General features: G+C 32.3%; 18 protein-coding genes, 1 tRNA gene and 2 pseudogenes. 12 read left to right on the plus strand and 9 right to left on the minus strand.

Features of this window, described 5'->3' with window-relative positions; translation table 11 throughout:
- Positions 1 to 490, plus strand: a pseudogene (locus tag ACKVOV_RS04825) (elongation factor 4); the annotation flags it as partial.
- 63 nt (positions 491 to 553) lie between these two features.
- On the opposite strand, the gene ACKVOV_RS04830 reads toward ACKVOV_RS04825, so the two are convergent.
- A complete protein-coding gene (locus ACKVOV_RS04830; RefSeq protein WP_409205637.1) occupies positions 554 to 1486 on the minus strand; it encodes a 1-phosphofructokinase family hexose kinase in 933 nt (310 codons plus the stop codon).
- Positions 1487 to 1591: 105 nt separating this feature from the next.
- Here ACKVOV_RS04830 and thiL point away from each other — a divergent pair, with 105 nt between their 5' ends.
- Positions 1592 to 2638, plus strand: coding sequence for a thiamine-phosphate kinase (gene thiL / locus ACKVOV_RS04835; protein ID WP_409205638.1), 1047 nt, complete (start codon positions 1592 to 1594; stop codon positions 2636 to 2638).
- Positions 2639 to 2642: 4 nt separating this feature from the next.
- On the opposite strand, the gene ACKVOV_RS04840 is transcribed toward thiL, so the two are convergent.
- The 4 genes from ACKVOV_RS04840 to ACKVOV_RS04855 form a co-directional block, all read right to left on the minus strand.
- Positions 2643 to 3470: an SDR family NAD(P)-dependent oxidoreductase gene (locus ACKVOV_RS04840; RefSeq protein WP_409205639.1), complete on the minus strand. Its 828-nt coding sequence runs from the start codon at positions 3468 to 3470 to the stop codon at positions 2643 to 2645.
- On the minus strand, positions 3461 to 3892 hold the full coding sequence (locus ACKVOV_RS04845; RefSeq protein WP_409205640.1) for a hypothetical protein: 432 nt from the start codon (positions 3890 to 3892) through the stop codon (positions 3461 to 3463). Before ACKVOV_RS04845 ends, ACKVOV_RS04840 begins: the two co-directional genes overlap by 10 nt.
- A 2-nt stretch (positions 3893 to 3894) precedes the next feature.
- Positions 3895 to 4242, minus strand: coding sequence for a hypothetical protein (locus ACKVOV_RS04850; RefSeq protein ID WP_409205641.1), 348 nt, complete (start codon positions 4240 to 4242; stop codon positions 3895 to 3897).
- Positions 4243 to 4337: 95 nt separating this feature from the next.
- The gene (locus ACKVOV_RS04855; protein ID WP_409205642.1) at positions 4338 to 5090 is read right to left on the minus strand and encodes a YfiT family bacillithiol transferase; all 753 of its coding nucleotides are present in this window, start codon (positions 5088 to 5090) and stop codon (positions 4338 to 4340) included.
- Positions 5091 to 5295: 205 nt separating this feature from the next.
- Here ACKVOV_RS04855 and ACKVOV_RS04860 point away from each other — a divergent pair, with 205 nt between their 5' ends.
- The 8 genes from ACKVOV_RS04860 (at position 5296) to ACKVOV_RS04895 (ending at position 13606) form a co-directional block, all read left to right on the plus strand.
- Positions 5296 to 5631 (plus strand): single-stranded DNA-binding protein, encoded by a 336-nt coding sequence (locus ACKVOV_RS04860; RefSeq protein ID WP_409205643.1) that lies wholly within the window; start codon positions 5296 to 5298, stop codon positions 5629 to 5631.
- Positions 5632 to 5772: 141 nt separating this feature from the next.
- On the plus strand, positions 5773 to 7728 hold the full coding sequence (locus ACKVOV_RS04865; RefSeq protein ID WP_409205644.1) for a M1 family aminopeptidase: 1956 nt from the start codon (positions 5773 to 5775) through the stop codon (positions 7726 to 7728).
- Positions 7729 to 7804: 76 nt separating this feature from the next.
- Positions 7805 to 9139, plus strand: coding sequence for an RIP metalloprotease RseP (gene rseP, locus ACKVOV_RS04870; protein ID WP_409205645.1), 1335 nt, complete (start codon positions 7805 to 7807; stop codon positions 9137 to 9139).
- Positions 9140 to 9212: 73 nt separating this feature from the next.
- Positions 9213 to 9286 (plus strand) — tRNA-Asn (locus tag ACKVOV_RS04875).
- A 110-nt stretch (positions 9287 to 9396) separates the two neighbouring features.
- A complete protein-coding gene (locus ACKVOV_RS04880; RefSeq protein ID WP_409205646.1) occupies positions 9397 to 10137 on the plus strand; it encodes a sensor histidine kinase in 741 nt (246 codons plus the stop codon).
- Positions 10138 to 10165: 28 nt separating this feature from the next.
- Positions 10166 to 10822, plus strand: coding sequence for a LytR/AlgR family response regulator transcription factor (locus tag ACKVOV_RS04885; protein ID WP_409205647.1), 657 nt, complete (start codon positions 10166 to 10168; stop codon positions 10820 to 10822).
- 122 nt (positions 10823 to 10944) lie between these two features.
- A complete protein-coding gene (locus ACKVOV_RS04890; RefSeq protein ID WP_409205648.1) occupies positions 10945 to 13215 on the plus strand; it encodes a cation:proton antiporter in 2271 nt (756 codons plus the stop codon).
- Positions 13216 to 13228: 13 nt separating this feature from the next.
- On the plus strand, positions 13229 to 13606 hold the full coding sequence (locus ACKVOV_RS04895; protein ID WP_409205649.1) for a hypothetical protein: 378 nt from the start codon (positions 13229 to 13231) through the stop codon (positions 13604 to 13606).
- A 5-nt stretch (positions 13607 to 13611) separates the two neighbouring features.
- On the opposite strand, the gene ACKVOV_RS04900 is transcribed toward ACKVOV_RS04895, so the two are convergent.
- From ACKVOV_RS04900 to ACKVOV_RS04910, 3 genes are all read right to left on the minus strand, one after another.
- Positions 13612 to 14136: a 2OG-Fe(II) oxygenase gene (locus ACKVOV_RS04900; RefSeq protein ID WP_409205650.1), complete on the minus strand. Its 525-nt coding sequence runs from the start codon at positions 14134 to 14136 to the stop codon at positions 13612 to 13614.
- 245 nt (positions 14137 to 14381) lie between these two features.
- Positions 14382 to 15353: a HaeIII family restriction endonuclease gene (locus tag ACKVOV_RS04905; protein WP_409205651.1), complete on the minus strand. Its 972-nt coding sequence runs from the start codon at positions 15351 to 15353 to the stop codon at positions 14382 to 14384.
- The gene (locus ACKVOV_RS04910) at positions 15353 to 16444 is read right to left on the minus strand and encodes a DNA cytosine methyltransferase (protein WP_409205652.1); all 1092 of its coding nucleotides are present in this window, start codon (positions 16442 to 16444) and stop codon (positions 15353 to 15355) included. The genes ACKVOV_RS04905 and ACKVOV_RS04910 overlap by 1 nt, the downstream gene beginning before the upstream one ends.
- Positions 16445 to 16599: 155 nt before the next feature.
- Between ACKVOV_RS04910 and ACKVOV_RS04915 the strand changes: the two genes are divergently transcribed.
- Positions 16600 to 17091 (plus strand): nuclear transport factor 2 family protein, encoded by a 492-nt coding sequence (locus ACKVOV_RS04915; RefSeq protein WP_409205653.1) that lies wholly within the window; start codon positions 16600 to 16602, stop codon positions 17089 to 17091.
- Positions 17092 to 17185: 94 nt separating this feature from the next.
- On the opposite strand, the gene ACKVOV_RS04920 is transcribed toward ACKVOV_RS04915, so the two are convergent.
- Positions 17186 to 18136: an L-threonine 3-dehydrogenase gene (locus ACKVOV_RS04920; RefSeq protein ID WP_409205654.1), complete on the minus strand. Its 951-nt coding sequence runs from the start codon at positions 18134 to 18136 to the stop codon at positions 17186 to 17188.
- 209 nt (positions 18137 to 18345) lie between these two features.
- Between ACKVOV_RS04920 and ACKVOV_RS04925 the strand changes: the two are divergent.
- Positions 18346 to 18640, plus strand: a pseudogene (locus ACKVOV_RS04925) (hypothetical protein); the annotation flags it as partial.

Genomic DNA, 18640 nt, shown 5'->3' on the forward strand with positions numbered 1-18640 from the left:
AACAACCGAACGTGTAGAGCTAAATTTTGATATGCCACTCGCAGAAATTGTATTCGATTTTTACGATCGATTAAAAACAGTTTCTAAAGGTTATGCATCTTTTGACTACTCTCAAATTGGTATGAGAACTTCAAAATTAGTAAAACTTGATGTATTGTTAAATGAAACTTCCTTAGATGCTTTATCGGCATTAATTCACGAAAGCAACGCATACCACATTGGTAAAAAAATGTGCGAAAAACTAAAAGAACTTATTCCTCGTCAGCAATTTGACATTCCAATTCAAGCAGCAATTGGAGCCAAAATTATTGCTCGTGAAACGATAAAAGCCTTAAGAAAAGACGTTACAGCTAAATGTTACGGTGGAGATATTTCTCGTAAACGTAAACTTTTAGAAAAACAGAAAAAAGGTAAAAAACGTATGAGACTCGTTGGAAATGTTGAAATTCCTCAAGAAGCATTTATGGCAGTTTTGAAATTGAATGATTAATATTTTTTTAGAGAATAAATAATAGAGAAAACCTGATGATAAAAATTGTCAGGTTTTTTTATTTTATTTATCTTTCAACCATTCAAACAATCGTTTTGCATCTTCCATTTTGAAAAGCTGTGTTCCTTCATTCATGGTCGCTGCAGATCCGCAAGCAACTCCCCAACGAAGAACTTCTTTTAAGCTTTTGTTTTGAGAAAGCGCTAAAACCATCCCTCCTACCATACTGTCACCAGCTCCGACAGTACTTTTTTTAACGACGTTTGGAGCAGAAACAAATTCATAAAAATCTTTTGTAACCAATACAGCACCTTGTGGTCCTAGTGACACAACTACTATTTCGGCACCTCCATTTGCAATAATTTGCTTTGCGGCATGATTTATTTCTTCCATTTCTAAACTCTTTACACCAATTAATTTAGACAATTCGGAAACATTAGGTTTAATCATAAAAACACCCACTTCTAAAACTTTTACTAAAGCTTCTCCATCAGAATCGATTATTAATTTTATTCCTGATTTTTTAGTGATCTCAGCAATTTTTTTGTAAAAATCAACCGGCAAACCTTCATTTAGACTTCCACTAACAATTAAATAATCAGATTTTAATTCTTGAATTAATTGGATAATTTTATTTTTTTCAGTTTCATTAATTTCAGCTCCTTTAAAACCAAAACGATACTGCAAGTTTGTATTGTCATCGACAGCAACAAAACTTTCTCTAGTATCACTATGAATTTCTATCGTTTCAAACGAAATTCCTTCTTTTTTTACAATCTCTTTCAACATTTCTCCTGTGAATCCACCAGATGTAAATAGAGCTTTAGAACTTCCTCCTAGATGAGCAATTGCTTTAGAAACATTGATTCCGCCACCGCCTGCATCAAATCTTGGCGTTTCGCAACGAATTTTTTGCTCCGGAACCAAACCTCTAAAATGCGTACTTTTATCTAAAGCTGGATTTACAGTAAGTGTAACAATATCAAAAATTTTCATTTTAGGTAAATTAATTAATCTGAAAGATTCTATAAATTTAATCAAAATTTGTGCGATTTGAGGCAAAAATTTCTTCGTACCTTTGCATCTTCAAATTAAAAATAAATGATCGAAGATAAAACACCACAACGTACCAGTATAGCACAATTAGGAGAATTTGGTTTGATAGACCACTTGACTAAACAATTCGAAATTATGCAACCATCGACCTTAAAAGGAATTGGTGATGATGCTGCTGTTTTAGATTTTAAAGACAAAAAAATAGTTGTTTCGACCGATTTATTAATTGAAGGTGTTCATTTCGATTTGGCTTACATGCCACTCAAACATCTGGGTTACAAAGCGGTCGTGGTAAATATCTCTGACATTTGTGCAATGAATGCTAAAGCAACTCAAATCACAGTTTCGGTAGCAGTTTCTAATCGTTTTCCGCTAGAAGCATTAGAAGAATTATTTGCAGGAATTAATTTAGCTGCTCATGAATATAAAGTTGATGTCATTGGTGGAGACACAACCTCATCACAAAAAGGATTAATAATTTCTATCACAGCAATTGGTGAAGCTGATGAAGATGAAATTGTATACAGAAATGGCGCAAAAGAAACCGATTTATTGGTTGTAACCGGTGATATTGGAGCAGCTTACATGGGATTACAAGTTCTAGAACGTGAGAAACAAGTGTTTCAAGTAAACCCAAATTCGCAACCTGATTTAGATGCTTATACATATCTTATCGAGCGTCAACTAAAACCAGAAGCTCGTAAAGATGTTCGAACTTTGTTGCACGCTTTGGAAATAAAACCAACATCTATGATTGATATTTCTGACGGATTATCTTCAGAAATTATGCATTTGTGCAAACAAAGCAAAGTAGGTTGTAATTTGTATGAAGACAAATTGCCTATCGATCCCCAATTTATTTCTGTTTGCGAAGAATTTAATATCGATTCTACAACTGTCGCGATAAATGGTGGAGAAGATTACGAATTACTTTTTACCATTGCTATGGAAGATTTTGAAAAAATAAAAGGCAATCCTAACTTTACAATTATTGGTCACATGACGCAGGAAAGTGAAGGAATTCATTTAGTAACTCGTGCCAATACAAGAATTCCTCTAAAAGCTAGAGGCTGGAATGCTTTAGAAGAATAATTTTTTATAAATCTGATTTTGCAAATGTAAAATCTAAAGTTTTAATTAATTTTTCGCTCAAAATTTCTTTCCCAAAAGATGGTTTTTCTTTATTAAATTTGGGTGAAGTCAAATTTAATTCGATGGCTTTTTGGGTGTAATATTCTTCTCGAGTTGGGTGAAATGGTGAAACAGCATTAAACGTTTCATTCCACACTTCGTCAGACTCAGTATGACAAATGATTTTCAAGATAATCCCAATACAATCTTTTTGATGAATTAGATTTATGGCCCCGTCAGGATTTTCAATATTTTCTCTACCAGCCAGAAATTTTATAGGATGGCGATCTTCACCTATTAATCCGCCGAAACGAAGGATTGTAGTTTGAAAATTTTTATTGTTTTGAAATAATTTTTCGGCTTCCAATAATTGTTTTCCGCCTTCAGTTTCTGGTTTTGGAGTGGTTTCTTCCGTTACAATCGAATTATCATCCGCATAAACAGAAGTCGAACTCACAAACAACACTTTCGTTACTGATGATGTTTCGATAAATGGAATCAAAGTTTTTATCTTGGCTACAAAATTCTCCGTAGCATTTCCTCGTAATTTTGGTGGAATATCAATAATTAAAACTTCTGAATTTTCTAAAAAAGCATCAATATTTCCAATGATTTCATTTTCATTTAACGAAAGTAAAAACGGCTGAATTCTATTTTCTTCCAATACAGAAAGTTTGTTCTGAGAAGTTGTCGAACCTTTTACAGAAAAATTATTTGAGATTAATACTGTCGCCAATGGCAAGCCCAACCAACCGCAACCTAATATTGAAATGTTTTTATTACTTATTGCCATTCTATTTTTTCTTTATATGTGCTAGTGATATTGTCATAATAATAGATTTTCTTTTTTTTAAATCCTGCTTTTATTAGGGATAATGAGTCTGGAAATAACTCTTTGTTACAAAAGATTATACTCTCATCGGGATTACTGACATTATATTTCACTTTGTAGAATTTGTATAAATTTTCATATTCCCAACTAGCTTCAGTTATATCTGAATATTTTATCCTGTCATTATAAAAATAGTATTTAACATTAGAATTTTTTCCTGACTTCATAAGCCTGTAAGTGTAAGCTATTGTAGTAGCATTACAGTTTTTCAATTTTTTATCATAATTTTTTTTTGTATTTTTTTTTGCAAAAAATAAAAGGGTTAATAAGACAACTATAATAGTTATACCAATAACACAACCATTTTTTTCTTTTTCTTCCATTTTTACGAATCTTTTTTTACTAAAACAAACCCTTCATTTTCTATAGACATGTATCCTTGGTCATATAAAAAATAATATATATTCCCAGTTTTAGTAGTATAAATTGAGGTAAAAAACTCGAAATCGAAACCTTTGCTTAATAATTTTGAACGTGTTGTTTTCGATTTCGCTTCAGGATTCAAATCGGACAAAATGCGATAGTTTTTGCGTAATTTGTTGTTTATATTTCGCATTAAGTTGGTCGAATCTTTATTTATTTTGTTGTTATAAGCGTTGCGACAACCATCACTGCAAAACTTTTTGTCTTCGCGACCTATAATTTTTTCGTTACATTCTAAACAGTTTTTCATACGTTAATAATATTTATTTTTTATTGGAATATGGTATATTTATGAGGAAATCTTCATTTGTGTTCGTGATTTAAGTATCATAAATATTTCATCTTCTAAAATTTGCCTTTATATAGTAATGCCTGCTCAATATGCGCAAAATGATGTTTGCAATGCCAAGCATACAAACCAATAACTTCTTTTAATTCGTATGTTTTTTTACTTTCTGGGTGTGTAAATGTTTTGGCTAAATCCGCAGTGTCAAAACTTTTTAGCAACATTGTCCATCTTGCATGAATTCCTTCTAGGATTAGCAAGGAAGTTAAAATATCATCACAATCTCCATCTATAAGTGTTGCCCATTTTGCTTCATCATAAGGTTTTATGGTCGGATTGTCTTCGGTAATCGCCAGTTTGAATCTTACAAAACTATTTATATGACTGTCGGCACAATGGTGAATGACTTGTTTTATCTTCCAGCCATCTGGTCGATATGTCCAATTAAGTTCTTCTACAGATAAATTTGAAACCGTGTTTTTTAATTTTAATGGAAACATTTCAATTGTTTCAATCCAGTTTTGAATGTCATTTTCTGAAATTGAATCGGGTTTTGTAAAATGACCTATAGGAAATTTTAGGGTTTCTTGATTTAAGATTCCGTTTTCAAAATCTTCAATTAATTTTTTAGCATTTTCAAAATCTTCAGCTTTTACCTTTAAAATTATTGGATTAAATCCTCCTGAACTTATTGCCCAAGGTTCAATATTTGTCATATTTTCATTTTCAGTAAATACTTGAATATTTATATTTTCTAATAAATTCCTGATATTAATAGTTTCGCTAAAAGTTCCTCTAAATATGTTTATCATTTAATTTTAATTATTTTGTTTAAAGTCTTTTAAAATCAACCAAATATAAATAAAAAACTCCAATTACAAACGATTACAAACAATTACAACCGAAAGTAAATGAGTTACAACCGAATAAATTTTGGAACTCGCCACATCTTTGCACTGTCGAAATCAAATAACAATCGACACTAACATAAAAAATAACAATTTAAATTTACACGCCATGAATGCATTAAGAAACAAAGTACAGTTAATTGGAAACGTAGGAAACGATCCAGAAATTAAAATCCTAGAAGACGGAAAAAAACTAGCCAAACTAACCATTGCTACAAACGAAGTGTATTATAATGACAAAAACGAAAAAGTAACAGATACGCAATGGCACAACGTTACCGCATGGGGAAAAACTGCAGAAATCATTGAAAGTTTTGTAACCAAAGGAAAAGAAATCGCTGTTGAGGGAAAACTGACACATAGAAGTTATGATGACAAAGATGGCGTAAAAAGATATTATACCGAAGTAGTAGTAAATGAGCTACTCCTGTTGGGAAATAAATAAAAATATATTATACTATTTATAAGAGCGGCAAATTATTTGTCGCTTTTTGTGCATTAAAAAGTTAGTTATTTTGATGATTTAATAAAAATAAATACAAAATATCAATGAAAGTATTAAATTTGTGTAAATATTGAAAGTCCCATGAAAAAAATTACACTTATAGTATTGCTTTTAACAAACGTTTTTGGGTTTTCTCAAAACGAGAAATATAGCACTGAAAATATTGCTGAAGCTGAAGGAAAATCTGCTTCAAAAATAATGAATTTAGCAGTAAATCCGAATACTCAAAACTATGATATTACCTATCATAAAATGGAGTTTACGGTCGATCCTACGGTGTATTTTATATCCGGGAAAGTTACAACAACTTTTACTGCATTATCAAATATGACAACTGTCACTTTCGATTTTGCCAATGAGTTAACTGCTAGTTCAGTTAAACAGGGCGCAACTAATTTATCATTTGTAGAAAATACAAATAACGAATTGGTTATCACTTTACCAACAACAATTACCTCAGGGAATTCCGCAACAGTAGAAATTACTTATTCTGGAGCGCCACCAGTAAATGGTTTTGATGCATTTACTACAACCACTCATGGAAGTGGAGCAAGTTCAAAAGCTGTTTTGTATACGCTTTCTGAACCTTATGGTGCTCGTGATTGGTGGCCATGCAAGCAAGACTTAAACGATAAAGTTGCTAGTATTGATGTTTACATTACTGCGCCATCAGAATATGTTAGTGTTTCTAATGGTATAGAACCTGAAGCGCCAGTAACTGTTGGAGCAAATAAAACCACTCACTTTCATCATGGTTATCCAATCCCAGCATACTTAATTGCCATTGCTGTTACTAATTATAGTGTTTATAATCAACAAGCTGGTTTAGGAACAGTTGCTAGCCCATTTTATCCCCTTATAAATTATAGCTATCCAGAAACTGCTGCTGCTAACCAAACTAGTATGGCAATTACACCAACTATTTTAAATTTTTATGAATCTATTATTGGACCATATGCATTTAGAAATGAAAAATATGGTTTATGTCAATTTAGTTGGGGTGGCGGTATGGAACACACCACTGTTTCATTTATGACTGCTGGAGGTTCTGGTGCTTATAGTAGAAGTTTAATTGCACACGAAACAGCACACCAATGGTTTGGAGACAAAATAACCTGCGGCTCGTGGAAAGACATTTGGTTAAACGAAGGAATTACCGAATATATGTCAGGTTGTGTTGTAGAAAATTTAGACGGAGCAACTAGCTTTGTAACTTGGAAAAATGATAAAATAAATAGTATTACAGGTGCCACAAACGGAAACTTATATTTAACTGATGCACAAATTACCAATGTTAATAGAATTTTTGACTATAGATTAACCTACAATAAAGGTTCGATGGTAGCTAATATGTTGCGTTTTAAGATGGGTAATACTAATTTCTTTCAAGCATTAAGAAATTATTTAAGTGATCCAACGTTAGCTTATGCGTATGCTTTAACACCACAATTTCAAGCAAAACTTGAAACCATTTATGGAAGTAGTTTACAAGAATTTTTTAATGATTGGGTTTACAATGAGGGTTATCCGACTTATACTATAAATGCATTCAATTCTGGTGCAGGTCAAGCAACGGTTCAAATTAGTCAAACACAATCTGATGCTTCTGTTAGCTATTTCGAAATGCCAGTTCCTGTAAGATTAACAGGAGCTTCCGGGCAACAATTAGATGTAGTTTTAAACAACACAACAAACGGACAAAGCTTTGTAGTTCCAGTAGGATTTACAGTAACTGGAGTACAATTCGATCCTAATAAAGATATCATTTCTCGAAATAGTACTGCTATCCTAAGTGTAAGTAATTTTAATTATGATACAGCACTAAATATGTACCCTAATCCAGCTTCAGATATTTTAACGATCGATTTTCCAACAAATATGACTTTACAAAAAGTAAGTTTATACAATGCTTTAGGTCAAAAATCTTTAGAGACCAATCAGAATAAGATTAATGTTTCTAGTCTTTCTACAGGAATGTACATTGTAAATTTCGAAACATCAGAAGGGACTTTTCATAAAAATTTCATAAAAAAATAATCTCGGCACATATATTGTAAAAAAGTAAGGTGAAAACCTTACTTTTGTTTTTTATACAAAAAATTAAAATTAATAAATGGATACTTTAATACAAATAGCACAAATCTTATTTATACTCTCTGTTCTTGTCATTCTTCACGAATTTGGGCACTATATTACCGCAAGAATATTTAAAGTTAGAGTCGAAAAATTCTATCTTTTTATGGATGCTGGATTTTCATTATTTAAAAAGAAAATAAACGATACCGAATGGGGAATTGGTTGGTTGCCTATAGGTGGTTATGTAAAACTATCAGGAATGATGGACGAAAGTATGGATACCGAACAAATGGCACAGCCAGCACAACCGTGGGAATTCCGTTCTAAACCAGCTTGGCAACGTTTAATTATTATGCTGGGAGGAATCACAGTAAACATTCTTTTAGCTATTTTTATTTATACCGTTATGTTTAGTACAGTTGGACAAAAATATGCATCAACTGAATTATACCAGAAAAAGGGATTAATGTTTGGACAATCAGGAATTGATGCTGGGTTCAAAAATGGAGATAAAATTTTGAGTGTTGATGGTAAAGTGCAACCAAAATTTAATCGAATGATTATTGATGTCTTATTGGGAGACAAGGTAGAAGTAGAAAGAGAAGGACAAAAACAAACATTATCTATTACCGACCAACAAAAAGGGAAAATTTTAGCTACCGAAGGGAAAGATTTTATTTCTCCAAGATTAACTGAGGTTTATGTGGATTCTATTGTTCCTAAAAGCGAAGCAAATAAAGCTGGATTATTAAAAGGTGATAAAATTGTAAGAGTAAATGATCAGAACATTAAATTCTATGACGAACTTTCTACAACTTTGGAAGCTAAAAAATCAGATTCAATTAAACTAACTGTTTTAAGAGCTGGTAAAGAAATTTTATTATCATCTAAAGTTACACCGGAAGGAAAACTTGGTTTTAGACCCACTTTTGAAGACAAAGAGGATTTTATAATAACAAACAAATTAAGCCTTTTTCAAGCCATTCCTGCTGCTATAAACGAGTCTTATACACAATTTATTTATAACATCAAGCAGTTTAAACTAATCCTTAGACCAAAAACCGAAGCCTACAAGCAAGTAATGAGCCCAATAGGAATTACTCAGAAACTTCCAAAAGAATGGAACTGGGAGTTTGTATGGGGTTTTACAGCCATGTTTTCGATAGGATTAGCGTTTATGAACTTGCTGCCTATTCCAGGTCTTGATGGTGGTCATGCTATATTTACTATTGCAGAAATGATTACTGGTAAAACTTTAAGTGTAAAAGCAGCAGAAAGAGTTCAAACTGTAGGGATGATTATCTTGCTGAGTTTAATGGCTTTAACCTTCGGGAAAGACATCTATGCAATAATAATGAAGAATTTTTTCTAAAAAAGTGATAATTTTATTTGCAAATAATAAAAATGGTGCTATCTTTGCACCGCTTTAAAAGTGAAACACACTTTCCTTCTTAGCTCAGTTGGTTAGAGCATCTGACTGTTAATCAGAGGGTCCTTGGTTCGAGCCCAAGAGAGGGAGCAAAAAGCGAAAAGACTATCAGAAATGATAGTCTTTTTTTTATGGACTAAACAAACCCTACAATTTTTAAGTATTTTTGTCATAAATAATAATTAAGCAATCCTGATTTTATGATTTCTATATTAATTTTAATTTTAGCGGTAGCAATATTAGCTCTAGGTATAGTCTCATGGCGTTTATGGCAATCTGAAAAAACCAAAAAAGAACTCCTTGACAAATACACTTCTCTTGAGATGAAAGTAGATGGTTTAAAACTGGATACTTTAGAATCGAGACTTAATCCACATCTTTTTAAAAATATTCTGAACTCGGTTCAATCACATGCTTATCAAACCTATTTTGCGTTAGATAAATTAGCCAATGTTCTGGACTACATTTTGTATGATAGCCAACAAAAATGGGTTTCACCAAAAGAAGAAATTGCATTTGCATTAAACCTCATCGAAATTCATAAAATTAAAATCAGTCCTCTTTTTGAACTCACTGTAAAAACTAAAATCAATGAAAATGAAAAGCTCTATGAAGAAGCATTGTTGGCTCCTTTATTGTCTATCGATTTAATTGAAAATGCATTTAAACATGCCGATTTACAAAGTCCTGATGCTTTTATAACTGTACTATTCGAACTTAAAAACAATTGCTTTATGCTTACGGTTTCAAATAAAGTTTCCGATAAAAAAGCAATGAAAAAAGACCGAAGCGGATTAGGAAATACCACTTTAGAACAACGCCTCAAAATTATTTATAAAAATCAATTTCAATTAGATAGTTTAGTTGAAAACAATGTCTATACTGCTCATCTAAAAATCAATCTCCTTGACTACAAAACTCAGATGCATACTGCTGGATGATGAATTACAAGGCTTGACTTATTTAAAAATGCTCTGCGAACAAATACCAGAGTTAGAAATAGTCAAAGTATTTAACTCGCCCGAAAAATTACTCGAAAAAATTACTTCGATAGATTTTGATTTGTGCATCACCGATATCGAAATGCCTGGAATGGATGGCTTAACATTGGCCAGCCGGCTTCAAAACAAACTGGTAATTTTCACCACAGCATACAAAGAATACGGGTCGGAAGCTTTTGATATTGATGCCGTAGATTATATCACCAAACCCGTAACAAAAGAACGACTACACAAAGCAGTTCTTAAAGCAGTCGAAAGACATAAAAGCACAATTCAAAACGCCGCATTTATCACATTGAATACAGATAAAGGAAAAGGAATTATTTATATTAATCAATTGGTTTATGTCAAATCTGCGGAACACGACAGTAGAGACAAAGAAGCACTTCTAATTGATGGAAGTGTTCTGGTTCTAAAGAATATTAATTTCGAAGCCTTGCTTCAACAAATTCCAAAAACCAATTTTTGTAGGGTAAATAAAAAAGAAATTATTGCTGTATCACAAGTCAAACATTACACACACAACGAAATTACACTTAAACAACAGGATAAAAACGGGAATTTTATTAGTGTCTTGTTAAGTGAAACCTACCGTTCTGCTTTTATGAAATTGATTACAAGGTAACTTATTACAAAGTTTTTCCTTCTTGTTACAATGCTCGAAAAAGGGTAGCATTTTTGTTTTTTTTCCGAAAAAAGACTTCCCATATTTGCACCGAATTATTGCTAATAGAAATTCAAGGAAGTATGAGAAATTTTAAAAATTCATTTTTTTATTTAATAATTATAGGCGGATTTTCATCTTTAATCTACGCTATAATCCTCAATGGAAAAACATTAGAACAAGGACAAAATATTGTTTCAAATACAAAAGGAAGTGGTCATTGGAATGATTTTCTAGCATCGATGACTCATAATTTACAAAATCCATTATCGATACTTCTTGTACAAATCATCACTATTATTCTGGTGGCTCGTTTTTTTGGATGGGTTTGCAAAAAAATAGGACAACCATCGGTTGTTGGCGAAATCATCGCAGGAATTCTTCTAGGACCATCATTATTAGGAATGTTTTATCCTGAATTTTCAGGAATTCTTTTCCCGAAAGAATCATTAGGTAATTTACAATTCTTAAGCCAAATAGGATTAATCCTTTTTATGTTCGTCATCGGAATGGAACTCGATTTGAAAGCCTTGCGAAATAAAGCCCACGACGCTGTAGTTATTAGTCATGCGAGTATTATTATTCCGTTTGCTTTGGGAATGGGTTTGGCTTTTTACATCTATAAATCATTTGCTCCTGCTGGAATCGATTTTACCTCATTTGGTTTGTTTCTAGGGATTTCTATGAGTATTACTGCTTTTCCGGTATTGGCTAGAATTGTCCAAGAAAGAAACATTCATAAAACAAAACTGGGAACTATCGTGATTACTTGTGCTGCTGCCGATGATGTTACAGCATGGTGTATTCTAGCCGCAGTTATTGCCATTGTAAAAGCAGGTTCTTTCACCAGTTCACTTTATGTGATTGGTTTGGCACTTTTGTATGTATTATTAATGCTAAAAGTTGTGCGACCATTCCTAAAACGAGTGGCAGATATTAATCGTACCAAAGAAAGCTTAAACAAACCTATTGTCGCTATTTTCTTTTTAACCTTATTAATTTCAGCATACGTTTCAGAACTGATTGGTATTCATGCCTTGTTTGGTGCCTTTATGGCTGGAGCAATAATGCCCGAAAACGCTAAGTTTAGAAGCGTATTTATCGAAAAAGTAGAAGATGTATCTGTTATTCTTTTATTGCCATTATTCTTTGTATTTACTGGTTTACGTACCCAAATTGGATTAATTAACGATATTCATTTGTGGAAAATAACTGGTGTTATTATAATCGTAGCTGTAGCTGGAAAGTTTCTAGGAAGTGCTTTGGCCTCAAAATTTGTTGGTCATAATTGGAAAGACAGTCTTTCTATAGGAGCCTTAATGAATACCAGAGGTTTGATGGAATTGGTCGTACTAAATATTGGGTATGATTTGGGCGTATTGTCAACCGAAATTTTCACAATGATGGTTATTATGGCATTAGTCACCACGTTTATGACTGGACCAGCATTAGATTTAATCAATTATCTTTTTAAAACCAAAACGCATTTTGTTCCCGAAACCATTGGTGACAAAAGCAAATACAAAGTTTTACTATCATTTGATTCCTCCGAAAAAGGAAAAGCTTTGCTAAAAGTGGCCAACAGTTTAGTAAAAAAACAAACTGAAAACACAATTGTCACAGCCATGCATTTGGGTTTAAGTTCAGAGTTGCATTCTTTTGATTTAAAAGATTACGAAAAAGAGACTTTCTTGCCAATAGTAACTGAAGCCGATGTATTACAACAAAAAATATATACTTTGTTTAAAGCTTCTAATGATATTTATTCTGATCTTATAGAAACCGCCAATCACGGAGAATATGATTTATTATTGGTTGGTCTTGGCCAATCTATCTTTGAAGGAACATTACTTGGAAAAGTATTGGGATTCACAACCAGAATCATAAACCCGGATCGATTTATTGATAAAATAACAGGAAAAGAAGGCTTGTTTGAAAATTCTCCGTTTGATGAAAATACACGTCAAATTATAGCAAACAGCAAAATGTCGGTCGGAATATTAGTAAATAAAGGATTAGACCAAATTGAAAATGTATTTATTCCCATATTTAGTAAGGAAGATACTTTCTTGCTAGAATATGCACAAAAACTGATTCATAATAATGGTTCACAAATCATAATTTCCGATGTTTTAGACGAAGTAAAAAACAATACACACATGCAAGAAAGCATTCGTTCTATCGAGCAAATTGCACCCAATCATATTATGATGATGCAAGAACGCACCATTAGAAAAGAGTTTCTAATGCAACAAGATTTAATGATTATAAGCTTAGATAGTTGGAAAAAACTCATCGATTCACAAAGTATTTGGCTCAATAATACACCAACGATTTTAATTATAAAACCTTAGTAATTTAATTAGAATGAACTTTAAGTTATTTAAAAAATACATTTTACTTTTAATGCTACTTTCTTGTTTTTGTGGCTTTACTCAAACAGAAAAACCCAAATCTGAAAGTAAAATCGATGCAGGATTTGAAGGAATGATAGGACTTTCTGTTAGTAATAAAGTAATAGCGCTAAATGTTGGCGGACCAAGTTTAAAATACAAACTAAAAAATCATTTCAAAATTGGAATTGGTGCTTTTCCTTCTTTAATCTTTTTAGATAAAAAGATATACCCAAAATTGGCTTTTTCTCCCATTGTCGAACACAACAAATGGTTGTTTATAGCGCCCTATTATGGTTATGATGCTAATAATGAAATGATATGGACTTTAGGTGTTGGTTATAAGTTCTAAAGATACTAATCCCGCTTCAACCAACCCGTAACGCTCATGCGTCTTTCATTAGTCACCAAAACCTCATGAACGAGTTCGTTACTTTTGAAGAAAACCGTTTTGCCTTGCGTAGGCGATATTTTCTGGTCGTTGTCTACTTGATGAATAAGCAATTCGCCTCCATCCTTTTCTTGCCAATCATTATTTAAATAACTAATCATCGAGAATTGTCTGCTCGAATTATCCTGAAACTGGTCTAAATGTTTCCTGTAAAAACTTCCTGTTTCGTACAAAGAATAATGAAACTCATAACCCGTGATACCAGCATAACAAGAACTATTTAGATATGCTATAAAAGCTTCTATTTGTACAAAAAACGCATTTTCGTGAGCATTGTTGTTCTTTTTGTCGAGCCAATAAATCACATCGTTTCGTATCGCCGTGTTGTGTATTAGCTTATCAGCATTGCCAGTTCCGGCGGTGATCAATTTATTGTCGTGATGCAGAGAAAGTAAGTTTTCCTTGAGGTGGTTGGCTAGTTCGTCACTCAAAAAGTGCTGAGAGATGCCCACTTTATTTTCAATATAAGAGGCAATGAGGGTTTCAAAACTATTTTCCATGGGATTGTTTGACTACCTGAATAGACAAGCAACGTAGCAAGGTAGTCTTAATAAACTACAATCAACTTTAATTAACGTTTGTCATTATCTTTCCCGCGCAGGCGGGAATCCATTTTTAGGAATTTATAATTATACAAATTACAAAACACGCGTATGTATGTAGTTAAAAAATCATTCTAATTGATAAATAACTGATTTGAGAAAAGAGAATGTGGAGCAGAAACCAAATTTATATCAAATTTAAGAGAAGGTTCAATTCGTGAACTTGCATTATGAATTCTAAAAGATATTTGCCAGCCTTCGTTCAACGTAACTAAAAGTGTAGTTTTAGAATTCTCTTGATAAACAACTTCAATTAATCTGTTTGGCAATTTTAATTTCTGAATTTTGGCTTTAGGTTTTATATTTTCAAAGGGTAAATTTAAAGTTCCGTGCAAATTATATGCTTGAATTTCAACTTTATTTTTTCCTTTTATAACTTTATAAAAATCTTGTCTACCAATTAAATATTCTATCAAACGTTCGGCAATAATTCCAACATTATCATTATCTAAACGCAATAATTCTTTTCTAAAAGCGTCTAAAACTGGAACATAAACCGAATCGTGATAATTACCTAATGTATCCCATTTTTGTGTTGCTTTACTTGCAGTTCTTAATTTTGCTAAATTATCAAAAACAGGTCTAACTTCTTCAAAATAGTCAGCAGAACAAGGAACATCTAGCCATTTTAATCCAAAATCAATATCATTTGACAATCTTGAATGCTTAACGGCACGATGATTATTTTTAGCAGAAATCCCAATTTCCCATTTTTGCAAAGACCTGATTGCTAAAACATCACGAACATCACCACTTTGTCCCATTTTATCTGAAACGATTTCAAGTTGTAAAACATCACTTTTATTAATTCCGTTTCCCAAACGTGGTTCAATATCAAGAAGAAAATTAACAGCAAAACTTGCCACTAATTTATAATGATTTTGCTCATTTTCATCAAAACCATCAAAACATTTTTTGGCAGTTTTATATGGTTCGTTATCTACAACTGTAACAATTGTAACTGCTTTTAATCGTTCTAAAAATTCATTCAAAAGAGCATATTCAAATGCTTTCCCATTTATTGTTTGAGTTGATATTTTTACCATTATGCAGATATAGAATTTAACATTTCATTCATTTTTTCTCGAACAATATTACCATTGTTAACCAATGAAACTTTCTGAAATATTTCTCTTTTACTTGTTTTATTTTTACTTAAATCTTTGAAGATTTTTTCTCCTAAAACTTTTGCCATTGCAACAGGTACGGCATTTCCAATCATTTTATATCCCGCAACAACACTTTTGTAGTAAAAAATAAAATCATCAGGAAAAGTTTGAACTCTTGCACACTCACGAACACTTAAACGTCTGTATAAATATTCTTTCCCTCTAACAAATTCTCTAACATTTTGTTCAATAAAATTCATTTTTGGTGCTTGTGGATGAATTGGTGCGTGTCTTCCGCCAGCTTGAATTGTGTAAGAAACTTCATCCCAAGAACGAACTCTATTTCTAGACATAAACATTGACGAAAAACCACCAATCATATATTCGTGATTTTCTATTTTGCAATTTTCACCATTTGTATAATTACCTTCTTTCGCTGGCAAAACATTATCTTTTAAATCGCTTATTGCTTCTTCTAAACTAATTTTTTTTTCGATTGTTATTCCTCTAGGAAATTGAAAAGTTATTCCCAAATCATTTCTATAGCCAATAAAGAAAACTCGTTTTCTATCTTGAGGAACACCAAAGTCAGAAACATTTAATAACTGAAATGATAAATCATAACCAATGTCGGTAAACATCTGTTTGATGTTTGCAAGTGCATCTTTGTGAGCAGGTAGCAACATTCCTGAAACATTTTCAGCGAGAAAAAATTTGGGTTTTTTATCTGCAAGAATTCTCATAAATTCATAAAAAAGCTGACCTCTTTTGTCTGTAATTCCCCTTTTCGATCCTGCTTCTGACCAACTTTGGCAAGGCGGACCGCCAATTATTCCATCACAATCAGGAACTTCATTCGAGGGAATATCAACAATGCTACGCTTGTCTAAAATAGTATTTTTATGATTCTTTTCATAAGTTTCCCAAATATCTTTGTCATATTCATTTGCCCAAACTACATCAAAACCAGCCTTTTGAAAACCCAAATCAAGACCGCCAGCGCCTGCAAAAAATGAAACTATTTTCATATTGGAATAAGTTAGAATTATGAACAACAAATTTACTATTTTTACTTTCATAATCTAAACAAAAGAAAAGTAAAAAATTAAACATTGTAGTAAAGCTTAATGAACAATAAATATTCGTCAGGTTTTAATTAAATTACCTCCATCAAATCATTCTTATGAAAAAAATATTTTTCTCTCTATTGTTGCTATCCACAATGACACAAGCCCAAACTAAAGAAACAGCAAAGATAAATTCGGTTTTAGACAGTTGGCACAAAGCGGCTGCCGAAGCAAAATTTGACAACTATATGAACATCATGACTGATGACGCCATATACATTGGCACTGATGCCACCGAAAACTGGAACAAAAAAGATTTTATGACTTTTGCTAAACCTTATTTCGACAAAGGCAAAGCATGGAGTTTTACAGCACTAGAACGTCATGTTTATCTAGATAAATCAGGAAAAACAGCTTGGTTTGACGAATTACTAAACACTCAAATGAAAATTTGTCGTGGTTCAGGTGTTCTAGAAAAAATAAAAGGCGAATGGAAAATAAAACACTACGTTCTTTCTATGACGATTCCTAACGACAACACGAACGAAGTAATTAAAGTTAAAGCACCTATTGAGGACGCTTTGATAGACAAACTAAAAAAGAAGTAAAAACCCATTTTTGTCATTTCGACGAAGGAGAAATCACAAATTTTAGCTATGAGATTTCTCCTTCGTCGAAATGACATCGAGTCTTTCTAAAAAACTAATAAACGTTTTCTTTTAGCTTACTAATCATTTCTACCGTCATTTTTTCCATATCGAAATCATTTTTCCAGCCCCAATCTTTTCTAGCCTCGCTATCATCGATACTGGCTGGCCAAGAATCGGCAATTTTCTGACGGAAATCTGGTTCATAATTAATAGTAAAATCAGGAAAGTGTTTTTTAATTTCTTCGGCAATTTCTGCAGGTGTAAAACTCATTGCAGATAAATTGTATGACGAACGAATTTTTACATTTTCAGATGGAACTTGCATGATACTTACAGTCGCTTTTATAGCATCGTCCATGTACATCATAGGCAAACCTGTATTTTCAGATAAGAAGGAAGTAAATTTTCCATCGGTAATGGCTTTGTGGTAAATATCTACCGCATAATCGGTCGTTCCGCCACCTGGAGGTGTACTCCAACTAATTAGCCCAGGATATCTAATGCTTCTCACATCGACACCATATTGTTTGTGGTAATATTCGCACCAGCGTTCTCCAGTTTGTTTACTAATTCCGTAAACCGTACTTGGTTCCATAATGGTATATTGTGGTGTGTTTTCGCGTGGTGTTGTAGGGCCAAAAACGGCTATACTTGAGGGCCAAAATATTTTTTTAATTTTTCCGGCTTTCGCTAAATTCAAAACGTGAAAAAGTGAATTCATATTCAAATCCCAAGCAAAAGCAGGATTTTTTTCGGCTGTTGCCGATAGTAGTGCTGCCATCAAATACACATCGGTAATTTGATATTTCTCTAATAAATGTTCAATCTGATTGTAATCTAAAGCATTTACAACTTCAAAAATTCCTTCATTTACAATATCAGTATTTAGTTTCCTAATATCGGAAGCAATGACATTATCTTTACCGTAAATCGTTCGCAATTTGTTCGTTAGCTCGGTTCCTATTTGTCCGCAAGCGCCTATAATTAATATTTTTGTGTCCATTTTTGTCATGTTGAAGTACAAATATAACGTTTTCGTAAAATATAGCGTTAACATCTTTAACACTTTGGCAAACCAAAAACCAAAAATAACTACATTTGCTTTTTAGTTAAATTTTTTAATATGAAATATTTATGATTATTAAATCACCAACACAAATGATGGTTTCCTCATAAATACACCATATTCCAATAAAAAAATATTATATACATATGAAATATATTGTTTTACTGTTTTTGTTAATAATCGTTTCATTTACGGGCTGTAAAGACGAAGATAATACACATGAAATGCAAATTATCAAAGCTTTGAAAGAAAAAGAATTGGTTTTTAGCACGATTAACAAAACATGGAATTTTGTGCCCCGAACTTTAACACCAGAAGCGCAAGCCATCACAAATAACTGGAGTGAATGGAGATTATTTACTTCGGAATTATATCAAAAGCCAAAAGGTACAATTGGCGCTTTTCAACGAAAAACAAAAAATCTAACTCAAAAAGTTGAGG

It is taken from the genome of Flavobacterium sp., from assembly GCF_046153165.1.
Classification (GTDB): Bacteria; Bacteroidota; Bacteroidia; order Flavobacteriales; family Flavobacteriaceae; genus Flavobacterium.